This is a genomic window from Sphingobacterium nematocida, assembly GCF_900168125.1.
Lineage (GTDB): Bacteria > Bacteroidota > Bacteroidia > Sphingobacteriales > Sphingobacteriaceae > Sphingobacterium > Sphingobacterium nematocida.
Genome location: NZ_FUZF01000010.1, coordinates 70,240 through 85,597 on the forward strand (window position 1 = coordinate 70,240; position 15,358 = coordinate 85,597).

10 protein-coding genes are annotated in these 15,358 nt (G+C 40.1%); 9 read left to right on the top strand and 1 reads right to left on the bottom strand.

Annotated elements, in window-relative coordinates; translation table 11 throughout:
- Positions 1 to 6 precede the first annotated feature (6 nt).
- A complete protein-coding gene (locus B5X76_RS11860; RefSeq protein WP_079643328.1) occupies positions 7 to 2,268 on the bottom strand; it encodes a GH92 family glycosyl hydrolase in 2,262 nt (753 codons plus the stop codon).
- A 107-nt stretch (positions 2,269 to 2,375) separates the two neighbouring features.
- Between B5X76_RS11860 and B5X76_RS11865 the strand changes: the two genes are divergently transcribed.
- From B5X76_RS11865 to B5X76_RS11905, 9 genes are all read left to right on the top strand, one after another.
- Positions 2,376 to 3,362, top strand: a complete 987-nt coding sequence (locus B5X76_RS11865) for a LacI family DNA-binding transcriptional regulator (protein ID WP_079643329.1) — start codon at positions 2,376 to 2,378, stop codon at positions 3,360 to 3,362.
- 439 nt (positions 3,363 to 3,801) lie between these two features.
- The gene (locus B5X76_RS11870) at positions 3,802 to 5,085 is read left to right on the top strand and encodes a cytochrome c3 family protein (RefSeq protein WP_079643330.1); all 1,284 of its coding nucleotides are present in this window, start codon (positions 3,802 to 3,804) and stop codon (positions 5,083 to 5,085) included.
- A 38-nt stretch (positions 5,086 to 5,123) separates the two neighbouring features.
- A complete protein-coding gene (locus tag B5X76_RS11875) occupies positions 5,124 to 8,129 on the top strand; it encodes a TAT-variant-translocated molybdopterin oxidoreductase (RefSeq protein WP_079643331.1) in 3,006 nt (1,001 codons plus the stop codon).
- 29 nt (positions 8,130 to 8,158) lie between these two features.
- The gene (nrfD, locus tag B5X76_RS11880) at positions 8,159 to 9,640 is read left to right on the top strand and encodes an NrfD/PsrC family molybdoenzyme membrane anchor subunit (protein WP_079643332.1); all 1,482 of its coding nucleotides are present in this window, start codon (positions 8,159 to 8,161) and stop codon (positions 9,638 to 9,640) included.
- A 5-nt stretch (positions 9,641 to 9,645) separates the two neighbouring features.
- Entirely contained in the window at positions 9,646 to 10,182 is a 537-nt protein-coding gene (locus B5X76_RS11885) for a DUF3341 domain-containing protein (protein WP_079643333.1), read from the top strand.
- Positions 10,154 to 10,810, top strand: a complete 657-nt coding sequence (locus tag B5X76_RS11890; protein ID WP_079643334.1) for a c-type cytochrome — start codon at positions 10,154 to 10,156, stop codon at positions 10,808 to 10,810. The genes B5X76_RS11885 and B5X76_RS11890 overlap by 29 nt, the downstream gene beginning before the upstream one ends.
- Positions 10,811 to 10,829: 19 nt before the next feature.
- Complete coding sequence (locus tag B5X76_RS11895; RefSeq protein ID WP_079643335.1) at positions 10,830 to 12,065, top strand: quinol:cytochrome C oxidoreductase; 1,236 nt, start codon at positions 10,830 to 10,832, stop codon at positions 12,063 to 12,065.
- 40 nt (positions 12,066 to 12,105) lie between these two features.
- Positions 12,106 to 13,425 carry a cytochrome c oxidase subunit II gene (locus B5X76_RS11900; RefSeq protein ID WP_139375287.1) on the top strand — a complete coding sequence of 440 codons (1,320 nt, stop codon included), beginning with the start codon at positions 12,106 to 12,108 and terminating at the stop codon, positions 13,423 to 13,425.
- Between the two features lie 25 nt (positions 13,426 to 13,450).
- Positions 13,451 to 15,325 (top strand): cytochrome c oxidase subunit I, encoded by a 1,875-nt coding sequence (locus B5X76_RS11905; protein ID WP_176141050.1) that lies wholly within the window; start codon positions 13,451 to 13,453, stop codon positions 15,323 to 15,325.
- Positions 15,326 to 15,358 lie beyond the last annotated feature (33 nt).

The following is a 15,358-nucleotide window of genomic DNA, read 5'->3' on the forward strand; positions in this document are numbered from 1 at the left end:
GCTCCTTTACGGCCTACTGCTTAAAGCCTGTCCAAACTTCTTATTTGGTTTTGATCCCATTTCGAATACAAGCTTCCCGCCTTGAATTAAGTCGGTATGTAGGATATAGCTCTTCTCATAAGGTTTACCGTTCCACGTTACTTTTTGGATATAAGCATTGTCAGTCCCGGAGTTTTTTACGTTAATTTCAAACTGTTTGCCATTAGGTAGATTTATTTTGGCGGATTCCATCAATGGTGAGCCAAATACATATTTACCATCCATAGGATTAGCTGGGTAGATGCCCACTGCAGAGAATACATACCAAGCACTCATCTGTCCTGCGTCATCATTTCCACATAGACCATTTGGCATTTCTGTGTAGTATTTAGTCATTGCTTTACGTACGAGTTCTGCACCTTTCCACTGTTGACCTGCGTACGCATATAGATAAGGGACGTGGTGATTGGGTTCATTACCTTGGGCATATTGTCCGATCATTCCTGAAATGTCGGGAGATGCATTGTCTAGTATTTCTGGGAGTTGAACAAATTCATCCAACTTGTTGATGAATTTTTGGTCGCCACCGAATAAATTGATTAGACCATGTGCATCTTGGGGAACCAACCAAGTGTATTGCCATGCATTTCCTTCGCAGTAGTCGTTTTCCCTATGTTTTGCCATGAGTGGATCAAATGGTCTACGGAATTTTCCGTCGGCATGTCGACCTACAAAGTGGCCCACTTCTTTATCAAAGTATTTTTCGTATAGTTTATAGCGTTTTTCGAAATAGTCGGCGTCTTCTTTTTTATTTAAGAATTTTGCCATTTGATAGGCGCCGAAATCAGCGATAGCATACTCCAATGCCCATGCGACGGATTCGTGATCCATACTGTCGATCGGTATATAGCTCAAGTCTCTAACGAATTTTAAACCATTGTCATGCCCCATTGCAGTCGTTTTTACGGCTTCAAATGCTAATTCATGATCTTCCTTGTCGATAAATCCTTTAAGCAGAGCGTCGGCCACAACAGGAATAGCAGGGAGTCCCACCATAGTGTTTGTTTCGTTCGCCCAAAGATGCCATACGGGAAGCTTACCCTGTTGTTGGTAAATCTTAAGCATGGTTTTAATATAATCTTTGTTCTTCTTGTCCTCCAGGATGGTCATTAGTGGGTGTAGTGAACGGTAGGTGTCCCAAAGAGAAAAGAACGTGTAGTTGTCGAAGTTTTCACGGCGATGGATCTGTTTGTCTGTACCCATGTAATCTCCATTGGCATCATTGAATAGGGTAGGTGCAAAATAAGAATGGTACAGGGCGGTGTAAAAAATTGTTTTCAGTTTTTCATCCGCTTGATAATCAATCTTCGCCAATACGTCATTCCATTTCTTCTTTGCATTTGTTTTTGCCCTTTCAAAATTCCAGAAGGGAATCTCTTGTTGAATATTGTCTAATGCATTGTTGAAACTTACTGGAGAGAGACCCACTTTTAGCTCGACCGGTCGACTGGGGTCGACGTCTATTAGCGCCTTGATGTTTTCACCTTTTACCACTAGGGATCCATTGATTGGAGTGTTGGTATTATAAAACTTAAGGTTTTTTAGTGAAGTGGAAGCTTTTATGGCAAAGTAAACTTTTTGATCATTGGCCCAACCTTTTGAAAAACGATAACCAACAATCGTGCTGTCATTGACGAGCTTTAAGTAGGTGTCTGTGGGGGTATCCCAGCCCATGCGAAAGCTGAGGTCAATCAGTAAATGTGCATTGTCTTTATTTTGGAACGTATATCGATGATAACCGACACGTTCTGAGCTGGTCATTTCGGCCAGTATGTTGTAATCTTCTAGGAGGACACGGTAGTAGCCGGGGTTTACAGCTTCGTTGGCTTTGCTGATCCTGGAACCGTAGCCTTGATCCATTTTGCCGAAAGGAGCTGGCGATAAGTGTTTCTTTCCGGTTGCCGGAAGAATCAAGATATCGTTGAGGTCTCCGATTCCAGTGCCACTGAGATGTGTGTGCGTAAAGCCCAGAATTTCCTCGCTTTTATAGTTGTAGCCGCTACACCAGTCCCAACCATTGAATTTGTCCCAAGTTTGAGCAATCTGGCTTGGACCAACTTGGACAGCGCCAGATGGAACGTTGGCTCCGACAAATACGTGACCATGATCTGCTGATCCAATGTAAGGATTCACGTATTGGGTGTAATCTGTTTGCTGTGCTTTAGTTTGTCCCAAGCATAAGAATAGGATGGCGACAGCAAACCGGGCTTTGTTTGATTTGTACGTCATGAGTTTAGTTTATGGATATGATCTTCTAGCTGTGAAGATAAAACCTTTTAGCAAATAATTGGTTATTTACTTGCTAAAATTTTGTAATATTTTAGTAGTTTAGGAAAATGAAGAAGCGACTATCTATTTCCGATATTGCCAAGAACCTGGGAATTTCCGTAACTACAGTGTCATTTATATTGAATGATAAAGCTAAAGAGAAGCGTATCAGTGATGCGTTGACTAAGAGGGTTTTGGATTATGTGAATAAAGTAGGGTATAAACCAAATCAGTTGGCGAAGAGTTTGAGGACAGGAAAGTCAAAGACTTTAGGGCTTTTGGTAGAAGATATTTCGAATTCTTTTTTTGCTAATATAGCAGACCAGATTGAGAAGCTAGCTTATGATTTTGGTTATCACATTGTGTATTGTAGTATGAATAATGATGTGAATAGGGCAAAAGAGCTAATTCAATTATTTTATGATAGGCAGATCGATGGTTTCATCATCGCTCCTACGGAAGGGTTGACCGAGGTTATTCAGAAATTACTTAAAAATAATGTTCCTGTTGTTTTATTTGATCGACATCTAGAAGATTTGGAAACGAACTTTGTGATTTCGGAAAATCACAATGGGGCACTTATTGGTACACGTTTTTTGCTGGAGGAAAAGAAAGCTTCTCGAGTAGGATTGGTTACGATAAATTCCAACCAATTGCAGATGCGTGGTCGTATGGAAGGGTATATGGAAGCAGTAGACGCTATGGGAAAAGATATGTTGATCAAGAAAATAGTGCGGGCGCAGGCTGATGAGGATACTATTCTACAAATAAGAGACTTTATTCAGGATAATAGGCTGGATGGGGTTTTGTTTGCGACCAATTATTTAGCACTTTCAGGTTTGAAAGCCATAAAACGATATGACCTTGGTATTGAAAAGGTAGTGTCGTTTGATGAGAATGCTGTTTTTTCGTTGGTCGAACCCGCTGTATCAGCCATTTCTCAAAATATTCACGAAATCGCTCGAAAGGTAGTCGACATACTAATAAATGAGATTAACGGTAAAAATAAGGAGCTTGTGCAGGTTGTTGTGCCCTGTGAGATTATCGCCCGTTAGTTTTGTTCGCTTTTGTGAATACAGGTTTCGAGGAAAGAATGGGTCAAAAGGTATGCGCGCTATGCCTGCCTAGAAGAGTAAGCTAAGTATAGCTATATACAGTTTTACTTTTAGGCACAGATACTAAGGTAGTTGTTTTAATTTTACCAATAAATGATTTTCGCTACGTAAAAGCGTCGGTACTGTCACTTATTTCTAAACCGTCGATTTGTTAGAGTTTTTGCTGGGTGTATAGCTTTGTTTTTAGTGTCCTGAGCTCAGTTTTCTTAATATCTATCCAGTTATTTAGAATGGTTTTAAATTGATCTTTTGCGTCATTAAATTGTCAGGGATTGTTTATAAAGTTATACTTTTGTGCATTGTTTGGTAGGACTGTGTGCTCCGGCAATAGAGTAAAGTAATTTTTATATTCATAAATAAATAGTATAAAGTGCTAAATATGAGAAATATCTCATCCGTATTGGGAAGACTTGCGAAGTCAATATCGATCAGTTTGGTATTGTTATTTGCCGTTACAATGACATCCAACGCGCAGGATGCAAAAGAAGGAGCTGCGTTATTTAAGGCTAACTGTACTTCTTGTCACAAGATTGATAAGAAATTTACAGGACCTGCATTGGCAGGTATGTCTGAACGTCATGATGAAGAGTGGTTGGTGAAGTGGATTAAAAACTCTGGGGCAATGATTGCTTCTGGAGATCCAATGGCTAAGCAAATCTTTGAAGAGTATAACAAGGTAGCGATGCCTGCGTTTACACAATTCTCCGATGATCAAATTAAAGGAATTATTGCCTTTGTAAAAGAAGAAGAAGCTCGTTTAGCTGCTGGACCTGCTGCAGGTGCTGCTACGGGTGGTGCTGCTGCTAGTTCCGATGCTAATAATTTTATGATTATTGGTATGGTGGCTATCTTCTTGTTGGCTATTGGTGTGATTGTTATCTTAAGTCGTGTTACGAAGACGTTAGAGAAAGTTATTGCAAATAACCAAGCGGCAGTAGAAGCGGCTCGTGTACGTAATGAGTCGGTAGAGGAAAGCGGTCGAGTTAGGTTTGCTCAGAAATTTCTTAAAAACAAAAAGCTTGTTGGTTTTACGGCTTTAATGGTTGTTGGCTTGTTAGCTGTTTTAGGCTGGCAGACAATGTGGAATGTGGGTGTACATCAGGGGTATAAGCCTGTTCAGCCTATTAAGTTCTCCCACCAGATACACGCTGGGGTGAATCAGATCGAGTGTCAATACTGTCACGGTGGTGCTTACAAGTCTAAGAATGCATCGATTCCATCTGCAAATGTGTGTATGAACTGTCATAATACAATTACTGCATCGGATCATTATGAGGGAGAAACTTCTCCAGAAATCTTGAAATTATACCGTGCGGTAGATTGGAATCCAGATACACGTACGTATGGTGACAATCCTCGTCCTATAGAATGGGTTAGAATTCATAATTTGCCTGATTTTGCATATTTTAATCACTCGCAGCACGTTACTGTCGCAGGGTTGGAATGTCAGACTTGTCACGGTCCTATAGAGACTATGGAAGAGGTTTATCAGTACTCGCCGTTAACGATGAAGTGGTGTGTGGACTGTCATAAAACGACAGAGGTGAATGCTGATAATAAATACTATGATCAGTTGATCGAGGCACACGAGAAGTTGAAGAAAGGTGAAAAAATGACTGCAGCGATGATCGGTGGTCTAGAGTGTGGTAAGTGTCACTATTAATAATTAATTAGGGAAACGCAATCTTATATACAGCTTAAATGGATAGCAATAAAAAATATTGGAAAGGTTTAGAAGAGTTGAATCAAACACCTGCTTTTGTTGAGAATAGCAAAACGGAGTTTGCTGAACCTATTCCTGTAGAAGATGTATTAAATGAAGCAGGCTTAAGTACAAGAACTCCACGTCGTGATTTCTTGAAGGCTTTAGGTTTTGGTTTAGGAGCTGTTACGTTGGCAGCGTGTAACCGTACTCCGGTTCACAAGGCTGTTCCTTATGTAATCAAACCCGAGGAGATTACTCCAGGTATTCCAAACTATTATGCTTCATCTTTTAATGGACAGAGTATTTTGGTTAGAACTCGTGAGGGGCGTCCTATTTCAGTAGAGGCAAATCCAAACGCGGTTGGTTTGAACCAAGGTACTGATGCAAATACAGTAGCATCTGTTCTTGATTTGTACGATATGTCCAAATTACAGAACCCTCAAATCGGAGGTAAAGATGTAGAGTGGTCTAAGTTAGATAGTACGGTTATAGCGGCATTAACTAAAGCTGCAGCAGCTGGAAAACAAATTACGATCGTTTCAAATACAGTTAATTCGCCTTCAACATTAGCTTCTATAGCTAAGTTGACAGCGAAATACCCTACGACAAATCACGTTCAGGTAGACGCGATTTCTTACAGTGGTATAGTTGAAGCAAACAAAAGTTCATTTGGCAAAGCGGTAGTTCCTAGCTACAACTTTGGAAATGCACAAGTGGTAGTTTCTGTGGCTGCTGATTTCTTAGGATCTTGGTTGGCTGGAGAAGAACATACACAAGATTATATTAAAAATCGTGACTACAAATCGTTGAAAAACGGTAAGATGTCGCGTCATATTCAATTTGAATCGGGTCTTTCTATGACAGGTTCAAATGCGGATGTGCGTATCGTAATTAAGCCATCGGAAGAGGGAGCTGTGTTAATCGCGTTGTTCAATGCGATTACTGGTCAGTCTTTAGCTGGTGGAACTGCGAATGCAAAAGCACAGACTGCTATCAAATTAGCTGCTAAAGAATTAGTAAATGCTAAAGGATCAGCAGTTGTTGTCGCCGGATCTAACGATGTAAATGTACAGTTGTTGGTGAATGCAATCAATACGCAGTTGGGCGCTTATGGAGCTATTATAGATTTAGATAATTACTCGAAGCAACACCAAGGCTCTGACGCTTCGTTCCAACAATTCTTGACAGCTGCTAAAGCTGGACAGGTCGGTGTCGCATTCTTCTTAAACAGTAACCCTGCTTACGATTATTTCAAAGCGGATGATGTTAAAGCTGCTATCGCTAAGATCGACTTTACATTATCATTTGCGGATCGTTCGGATGAGACTGCTTCTACATTGAAAGCTATCGCTCCGATTCCTACCTATTTAGAGTCATGGGGTGATGCTTCTAGTAAAGAAGGATTATTTACAGTGATACAACCTACAATTAATCCAGTTTTCAACACAAGACAGGCTGAACAGAGTTTGTTAGTTTGGGCTGGAGAGACGATTAGTGTATATGACTTCGTGAAGCAAACTTGGGACGCTAGTATTTTAGCCGGTACAGGTAAATCTTGGAAGGATGTTTTGCAAACGGGATACATCTATAAAGGATCTAATCAAGGGTCGGCTTATTCAGCTAATGTAGATGTTAATGCTGTTGCTTCTGCTATCGTTGCTGATGCTAAGAAGATTGCTGGAGATGTAGAATTGAAGTTGTACGAGTCCACAGTAATGCGCGACGGTCGTTATGCAAACAATGCTTACTTGCAGGAGTTGCCTGATCCAGTTTCTAAAGTTACTTGGGATAACTACGCTGCTCTTAATCCAAAGTTTGCTGAGCAATTGGGCTTGGGCGAAAATGGTAAGGTGAAAGTGGAAGCTAATGGTTACAGTATAGAGTTACCAGTAGTGTTGCAACCAGGTCAAGCAATGGGTACAGTGTCTGTAGCATTAGGTTATGGTCGTACGCAAGTTGGTAAAGCGGGTAATAATGTTGGACAGAATGCATATCCTTTTGCTTCTTTAGTAAATGGCACAGTACAATTAGCTGCTAAAGCTACGGTTACAAAAGCTTCTGGCACATACGAATTAGCACAAACGCAAACACACCATACTATTGAAGGACGTAATATCGTTCGCGAAACTACATTTGCTAAATACTTAAAAGATCCAAATTCGGAGTCCGGACGTTTTTCAGATTCGCACAAGACATACGATTTGTGGAACAAATTTGAGCAGCCAGGTCACAAATGGGTGATGGCTATCGATTTGAACGCTTGTACAGGTTGTGGATCATGTATTGTAGCTTGTAACGTAGAAAACAATATTCCTGTAGTAGGACGTGATGAGGTTCGTCGTCGTCGTGAAATGCACTGGTTGCGCATCGACCGTTATTACACGATCGAAGATAACGGTACGAAGTATACGAAAGAGAAAGAGATTGCACACATAGAAGATTTCGAAAATGTAACGGTAGTACACCAACCAATGTTGTGTCAACACTGTGAGCATGCTCCATGTGAAACAGTATGTCCGGTATTGGCGACTGTCCACTCTTCGGAAGGACTTAACCACATGGCTTACAACCGTTGTTTCGGAACACGTTACTGTGCGAATAACTGTCCATATAAAGTACGTCGTTTTAACTGGTTTAACTACTGGAACGATTCTCGTTTTGACAATTATTTGAACAACGAGTTTACACAATTGGTGTTGAACCCTGATGTTACTACACGTTCGCGTGGGGTAATGGAAAAATGTTCAATGTGTATTCAACGTATTCAGGCTGGGAAGTTACAGGCTAAGATGGAGAATCGCAAATTGAAGGATGGTGATGTTAAAATGGCTTGTCAAGCGGCATGTTCGGCTAACGCTATCATCTTTGGAGATGCTAATGATCCAGAGTCTGAAGTTTCAAAAGCATTACGTAACGAACGTGTTTACTACGTATTGGAAGAGATCAATGTTCAACCGAACATCGGTTATATGACTAAGGTAAGAAATACATTTGAAGCATAATTTTATTCTATATCTGAAATAAAACAACTATGTCATCGCATAACGAATCAATATTAAGAGAACCATTAATGACCGGTAAGGGCATCACTTACGCACAAGTGACTGATGATATCCTACTGCCGGTTGAAAATAAACCAAACAAAGCTTGGTGGATAGGATTTATCGTAGCCGTGTGTGGAGCTATGCTATGGGTCATAAGTGTTGGATACACGTTTTGGACGGGTATCGGTGCTTGGGGTCTAAATAAAACTGTAGGTTGGGCTTGGGATATCACCGACTTTGTGTGGTGGGTAGGTATCGGTCACGCCGGAACGCTGATTTCAGCGGTATTATTAATTTTCCGTCAGAACTGGCGTAACTCCATTAACCGTTCGGCAGAGGCGATGACGATTTTCGCTGTAATCTGTGCTGCGACGTATGTAGTGGCCCACATGGGACGTCCTTGGTTGGCTTACTGGATTTTCCCGTTGCCAAACCAATTCGGATCACTTTGGGTAAACTTTAACTCACCGCTAGTATGGGATGCCTTTGCGATTTCAACGTACTTTACGGTATCATTGGTATTCTGGTACTGTGGTTTATTACCAGATATCGCGTCAGTACGTGACCGTGCACAAGGATTGAGAAAGAGAATTTATTCTGTTCTATCTTTTGGATGGAATGGATCTGTGAAATCTTGGCAGAGATTTGAGATCGTTTCGCTAATCTTAGCAGGTATCTCTACACCACTTGTATTATCTGTACACACTATCGTATCTATGGACTTTGCAACATCCGTAATTCCAGGATGGCATACGACCATTTTCCCTCCTTACTTTGTTGCGGGAGCGATTTTCTCCGGTTTTGCGATGGTACAGACCTTATTACTTATTCTTCGTAAGGTAATGAACTTTGAGCACTACATCACGATGTTCCACATTGAAGCGATGAATAAGATTATCATGGTTACGGGTTCGATTGTTGGGGTTGCTTATTTAACGGAGCTATTTATCGCTTGGTATTCGGGTTCAGAGTATGAGATGTATGCTTTCGCAAACCGTGTAGCAGGACCTTACGCTTGGGCTTATTGGGCGATGATGACCTGTAACGTGATCTCTCCACAGTTGTTTTGGTTCAAGAAGATCCGTACCAGTATCCCAATCTCTTGGGTATTATCTATCATCGTAAATATTGGTATGTGGTTTGAGCGTTTTGTAATTATCGTTACTTCATTGCACCGTGATTATTTACCGTCTTCATGGGCGATGTTCTATCCTACATGGGTAGACGTCGGTATCTTTGTTGGATCAATTGGTTTATTCTTTACCCTGTTCTTATTATTCTTAAGATTCTTACCAGGTATTGCGATTGCCGAAGTGAAGTTGTTATTGAAGAGCTCTAGTTTACAACACAAAACTAAGCTTGTTCAAGAAGGAGCTTTCCCTGATGATCAGGTTGAATTCTTTAAGAATTCTTTGAGAAAATACGATTCTGTTACAGAAGAAGAAATTAACGCATTACGTAAAAAATAATAGCAATGAGCAATACAAAATATATAGTAGGAAGTTTTGCGGATCCTGATGATATGATGCACGGGATTGATAAATTGCAAGCAAATAATGTCAGTATATATGATTGTTTTACCCCTATGCCTATTCACGGTATTGAAGCGAAGCTAGGAGTGAAGCCTTCAAGATTGCCGATAGCAGCATTTTGCTTCGGATGTTTGGGTACGATATTAGGTTTTAGCTTGTTGTATTACACGATGTCTTACGATTGGCCAATGAATATCGGAGGAAAGCCTTCTATGCCATTACCTAACTTTGTACCGGTTACTTTTGAGGTAACGATTTTATTATGTGCTTTAGGTATGGTTGCTACTTTCTTTTTTCGCAATCATTTATTTCCAGGCCGCGCACCTCGCGTTATGGATTTAAGAGCGACAGATGATCGTTTTATCATTGCAATTGATGCTAGAGATAATGCAGATCACGCCCTAATTGATAGTTTGTTGAAAGAAGCTGGAGCAGTTGAAGTTAAATACAATGAAAGAAAATATGTTAGTTATGAATAAGAAGAATTTTCTTAGCGCTGTATGTGTAGCGTTTGCTTTTGCAGCAGTAACTACTGCTTGCGGCGACGGTACAACGCGTAGCACCGGTTTGGAATTTTCGCGTAATATGTATGATCCGATCGCTTATAATCCGGATCAACCTAATAATAATTTTAAAAATAAACAGACAGCTCAAACTCCTCCTGCAGGAACAGATCCTATCGGTTTTGAGAGATTTGGTGCTGACTACAAAAATACAATTGAGGATTATACCAAAGCTGGTCTTGAAGTAAGCAATCCTTTAGCTGTAACCAAAGAGAATATCGCGGCTGGTGAGCATTTGTTTATGGCAAACTGTGCGGTATGTCATGGTAAAGAAGGAAAAGGAGATGGTTCTATCACTAAGGATCGTCAAGTTACAGATTCTAGAGGTACTAGAAAGTTGGAAAATTTTCCTCCTCCGCCATCATATGCGAAGTCATCTGCAGCAAACTCTTCTAGAGGAGGTTTGATGTCAGATCTTACGGCAGGAAAAATTTATCATACTATTTACTACGGTTTGAATACAATGGGGTCGCATGCGTCTCAGTTGAATCCAGAGGAACGTTGGAAAGTAGTTATGTACGTACAAGAATTACAAAAGAAATAACCTAACATCAATTTTATAAATGGGAACTCACAATCATCATCACGATTATAATTTCAGCGAGCAGTACACTTTTGCTGGCACGGCTAAGGTAGTTAGCTTAGTTGCTATCGTATTGGGTATAGCTGCCATCGCATTCGGTATGTTATCAAGTGAACATATTATTGTTGAGCGTACATATGCTAACCTATTGTTGATGGGGTATTACTTTACTTGTGTATGTGCAGCGGGCGCATTTTTCGTCGCTCTTCAATTAGTAACACAATCAGCTTGGTCTGCCGGATTAATTCGTATTCCTCAGGCGATGGCTAGTATTCTTCCTATTGCATCTTTATTACTTCTTGTAATCGTTGCATTAGGTTTGTATACGCACAATCTTTACCATCACTGGCATGCAGACGGTCTTATGGACCCGAACAGCCCGAATTACGATGCGCTAGTAGCTGGTAAGGCAGCTTTTTTAAATGTACCTGGATTTTTGATTCGTCAAATCTTGTTTATGGGTAGTTATAGCATTTTTGCATTTATTCTTGCTAAGTTATCTTACAATGAAGATTTGCAAGGAGGATTGACATCTTACAAGAAGGGCTTCAAGCTTTCAGCAATTTTTTTAGTTGTTTTTGGATTTACAACACCAATCTGGTCTTTCGATACGATCATGTCTTTAGAAGCGCACTGGTTTTCTACTATGTTCGGTTGGTATAACTTTGCAGCGATGTGGGTATCTGGTATATCTGTTATCACTGTAATATTGATTCTCTTGAAAAAGGGTGGATATATGTCTTGGGTTAACGAAAACCACTTACATGATTTAGGTAAACTTATGTTCGGTTTCTCTATCTTCTGGACTTACGTTTGGTTTGCGCAGTTTATGTTGATTTGGTATTCGAATATTCCTGAGGAGACGGTTTATTTCTACAAGCGTTTTGAACCAGAATATAAACCATGGTTTTGGTTAAGTATTATCATTAACTTTGTCGCACCTTTGTTGTTATTGGTAGATAGAGATGTAAAACGTAAGCAAAACTTGATGTTATTTGTAGCTGTATTGTTGTTATGTGGTCACTGGTTGGATTATTATATCATGATTATGCCTGGTACAGTGGAAACACAAAGAGGATTTGGTATTATCGAGATAGGTACGGCTATTGGTTTCTTTGGATTGTTTACTTTCTTAGTCTTAAATAAGATAAGCAAGCATGCTTTGGCACCTAAGCATCATCCATTCTTAGACGAAAGTTTACACCATCAGATTTAATAGAACTAACGAGATCACGTTCAAACGTTTATTATAAGAAATGAATTTAAAAATAAATAACAGGTTCAAATCCATATTGGGTTTACTACTATTGATCAGCTTGTATTTTGTGGCTCCTGTTACGGCAGCACAAAGTGATTCTACTGTAGTGGATACTGTGGCGGCTGTTGCGACAACCGCGACAACTGACTCTGCAACGGTAGATACTACTGCTGCAGCTGTTGTTACAGATTCTAGCGCAACTACAGTGTCTGCAACCGCTGCTGATGGAACTGCAGCTGCTAAAGTAGCAGAGGTTAAAAAGATCGACCCTCAGGTCTATAAGAATTTTTTCTATTATTTGTTACTGTTTTTGGTAGCATGTACAATCATTGCGGTTATTGGTAAGATCCATTCCGTTTACGTATTGACACGTAAAATGAATGGTAAGCACAATCCGTTGAGCAATAACAACTGGCAAGCGGCATTGTTGTTCTTGTTTTTGATTGTTTTCTTAGCAGGTATTTACTACTCGTACACTGTATGGGGAAGCTGGGCTTGGAGAGATGCTGTCACAGAACATGGTAAAGAGATCGATCAAATGTTTATTATCACTTTAGCTATCACGACCTTCGTTTTAGTAGTGACACATATCATTTTGTTGACATTTACTTATGTGTATAGAATGAGAGCTAAACGTATGGCTTACTACTATCCACACAATGACTCTATCGAGCGTATTTGGACAATTGTTCCTGCTATTGTTTTGACTGTTTTGGTATTGTTTGGCTTCTTCACATGGAGATCCATCACTAATGTACCTGAAGAGCTTCAAAAGTCTGCTTTACAAGTAGAGGTTTTAGGAGAGCAGTTTCAATGGCATGTACGTTACCCAGGGGCTGACGGTAAGATCGGAAAACGTAATTACAAGCTTACTACAGCTACTAACGGTTACGGTATCGATTTTAACGATAAGAACTCATGGGATGATATCCGTGGCGGAGACATCGTGATCCCTGTTAATAAGTCAGTTCGTTTCCATATCATTTCGAAAGATATTATTCACTCCTTCTTTATTCCTGATTTCCGTGTTCAAGTAAATGCGGTACCAGGTATGACGAATTACTTCCAGTTCACGCCTACAGTAACTACTGAGGAAATGCGTGATCGCATGAATGATCCAAAATATGATTTTATTATGTTGTGTAATAAAATATGTGGTTCTGGTCACTGGAATATGGCGAAGAAAGTAGTAGTAGTTACTGAAGCTGAATATAAAGAGTGGTTGAGTAAGCAAGAGAAGTACTTTACGGAGGATCTCCAAAAAGAGTTTGCTAACAACAGCCCAGTAGAAGGGGTTACAACAGCTTCTGTAAATTAATTGTAAAAAGAATTTATAATAGAATATGTCAAGTACAGTTATATCACACGACGCAGGTCATCATGATGCACATGGTCATCACCATGAGACTTTCCTAACTAAATATATATTTAGTCAGGATCATAAGATGATTGCGAAGCAATTCTTGATCACAGGTATCATTATGGCAGTTTTTGCCATGTTATTGTCGCTTTTGTTCCGGATTCAATTAGCATGGCCGGATAAGGATTTTCCGATCTTAGAAGTATTTTTGGGTAAATGGGCTGAAGGTGGTCGTATAAAGCCGGAGTTCTTTTTATCATTGGTTACCATTCACGGTACAATGATGGTGTTTTTCGTATTGACAGCAGGTTTGTCAGGTACGTTTAGTAACCTTTTGATACCTTATCAATTGGGTGCACGCGATATGGCATCTCCGTTTATGAATATGTTGTCATACTGGTTCTTCTTTGTAGCCTGTGTGATTATGATTGGATCATTTTTCGTAGAAAGTGGACCTGCATCTGCTGGATGGACAATTTATCCGCCACTATCAGCTCTTCCTACGTCAATTGCTGGATCAGGACTAGGGATGACACTTTGGTTAGCAAGTATGGTACTGTTTATCGCGTCTCAGGTAATGGGCGGTGTTAACTATATCAGTACTGTTTTGAATATGCGTACAAAAGGTATGGACTTATGGAGAATGCCATTGACTATTTGGTCTTTCTTCTTAACAGCGATTGTCGGTTTACTTTCGTTCCCTGTTTTAGTTTCTGCTGTTGTATTATTAATTTTTGACCGTTCTGCCGGTACATCTTTCTATTTGTCAGATTTAGTAGTGGGTGGACAGATTTTGCCAAACGAAGGTGGTTCTCCAATTTTATTCCAACACTTGTTTTGGTTCTTAGGTCACCCTGAGGTATATATCGTTGTGATGCCTGCGTTAGGATTGACTTCTGAAGTTATTTCAACAAACTCTCGTAAGCCTATCTTCGGTTACCATGCGATGGTTTATTCGTTGGTTGGTATTACTGTATTATCATTTATTGTATGGGGTCACCACATGTTCGTGACGGGTATGAATCCGTTCTTAGGAGGTGTGTTTATGATTACGACATTGATTATTGCGGTACCTTCAGCGGTTAAGGCATTTAACTATATGGCTACGTTGTGGCGAGGAAACATTCGCTTTACGCCAGCGATGATGTTCGCTATCGGTATGGTATCTTTCTTTATCTCTGGTGGTGTGACAGGTATTTTTCTAGGAAATGCTGCTTTGGATATCAACTTACATGATACATACTTTGTTGTAGCTCACTTCCACTTGGTAATGGGTTCTGCATCTATCTTTGGTATGTTATGTGGTGTATACCACTGGTATCCAAAAATGTTCGGTAGAATGATGAACGAGAAATTGGGTTATTTCCACTTCTGGTTGACATTTGTCGGCGCTTACTTGGTATTCTTCCCAATGCACTTTATGGGTATTGATGGTGTGCCTCGTCGTTACTACGCGTTTACGGAGTTCCCTTTCATGGAAAAATGGGTTTCTGTCAACGTATTGGTTACTTGGGCCGCTATTATAGCTGGATTAGGTCAGATTGCATTTTTAATTAATTTCTTCGGATCTATCTGGAATGGAAGAAAAGCTCCTCAGAACCCATGGAACTCGAACACATTAGAGTGGACGACACCTGTTGAACATATTCATGGTAACTGGCCTGGAGAGATCCCAACTGTATACCGTTGGCCTTATGATTATTCAAAACCAGGTCATGATGAAGATTTTATTCCTCAGAACGTGCCTTATTCCGAGACTATGAGCTCTAACATGATGCATGATTTTGAAGGAGATGAAGAAGCTGTTCGTATTCAGGAGCAGTGGAATAAAGAGAATAATAGAGTGGTAGAAGGATAGGTATATCCTATCTTCTACTACTTTTGATTAGAT

What these genes read in the sequence shown, in the direction of transcription:
- B5X76_RS11860 (WP_079643328.1), bottom strand. Translation starts at nt 2,268, where the DNA reads ATGACGTACAAATCAAACAAAGCCCGGTTTGCTGTCGCCATCCTATTC.
- B5X76_RS11865 (WP_079643329.1), top strand. Translation starts at nt 2,376, where the DNA reads ATGAAGAAGCGACTATCTATTTCCGATATTGCCAAGAACCTGGGAATT.
- B5X76_RS11870 (WP_079643330.1), top strand. Translation starts at nt 3,802, where the DNA reads ATGAGAAATATCTCATCCGTATTGGGAAGACTTGCGAAGTCAATATCG.
- B5X76_RS11875 (WP_079643331.1), top strand. Translation starts at nt 5,124, where the DNA reads ATGGATAGCAATAAAAAATATTGGAAAGGTTTAGAAGAGTTGAATCAA.
- nrfD (WP_079643332.1), top strand. Translation starts at nt 8,159, where the DNA reads ATGTCATCGCATAACGAATCAATATTAAGAGAACCATTAATGACCGGT.
- B5X76_RS11885 (WP_079643333.1), top strand. Translation starts at nt 9,646, where the DNA reads ATGAGCAATACAAAATATATAGTAGGAAGTTTTGCGGATCCTGATGAT.
- B5X76_RS11890 (WP_079643334.1), top strand. Translation starts at nt 10,154, where the DNA reads ATGAAAGAAAATATGTTAGTTATGAATAAGAAGAATTTTCTTAGCGCT.
- B5X76_RS11895 (WP_079643335.1), top strand. Translation starts at nt 10,830, where the DNA reads ATGGGAACTCACAATCATCATCACGATTATAATTTCAGCGAGCAGTAC.
- B5X76_RS11900 (WP_139375287.1), top strand. Translation starts at nt 12,106, where the DNA reads ATGAATTTAAAAATAAATAACAGGTTCAAATCCATATTGGGTTTACTA.
- B5X76_RS11905 (WP_176141050.1), top strand. Translation starts at nt 13,451, where the DNA reads ATGTCAAGTACAGTTATATCACACGACGCAGGTCATCATGATGCACAT.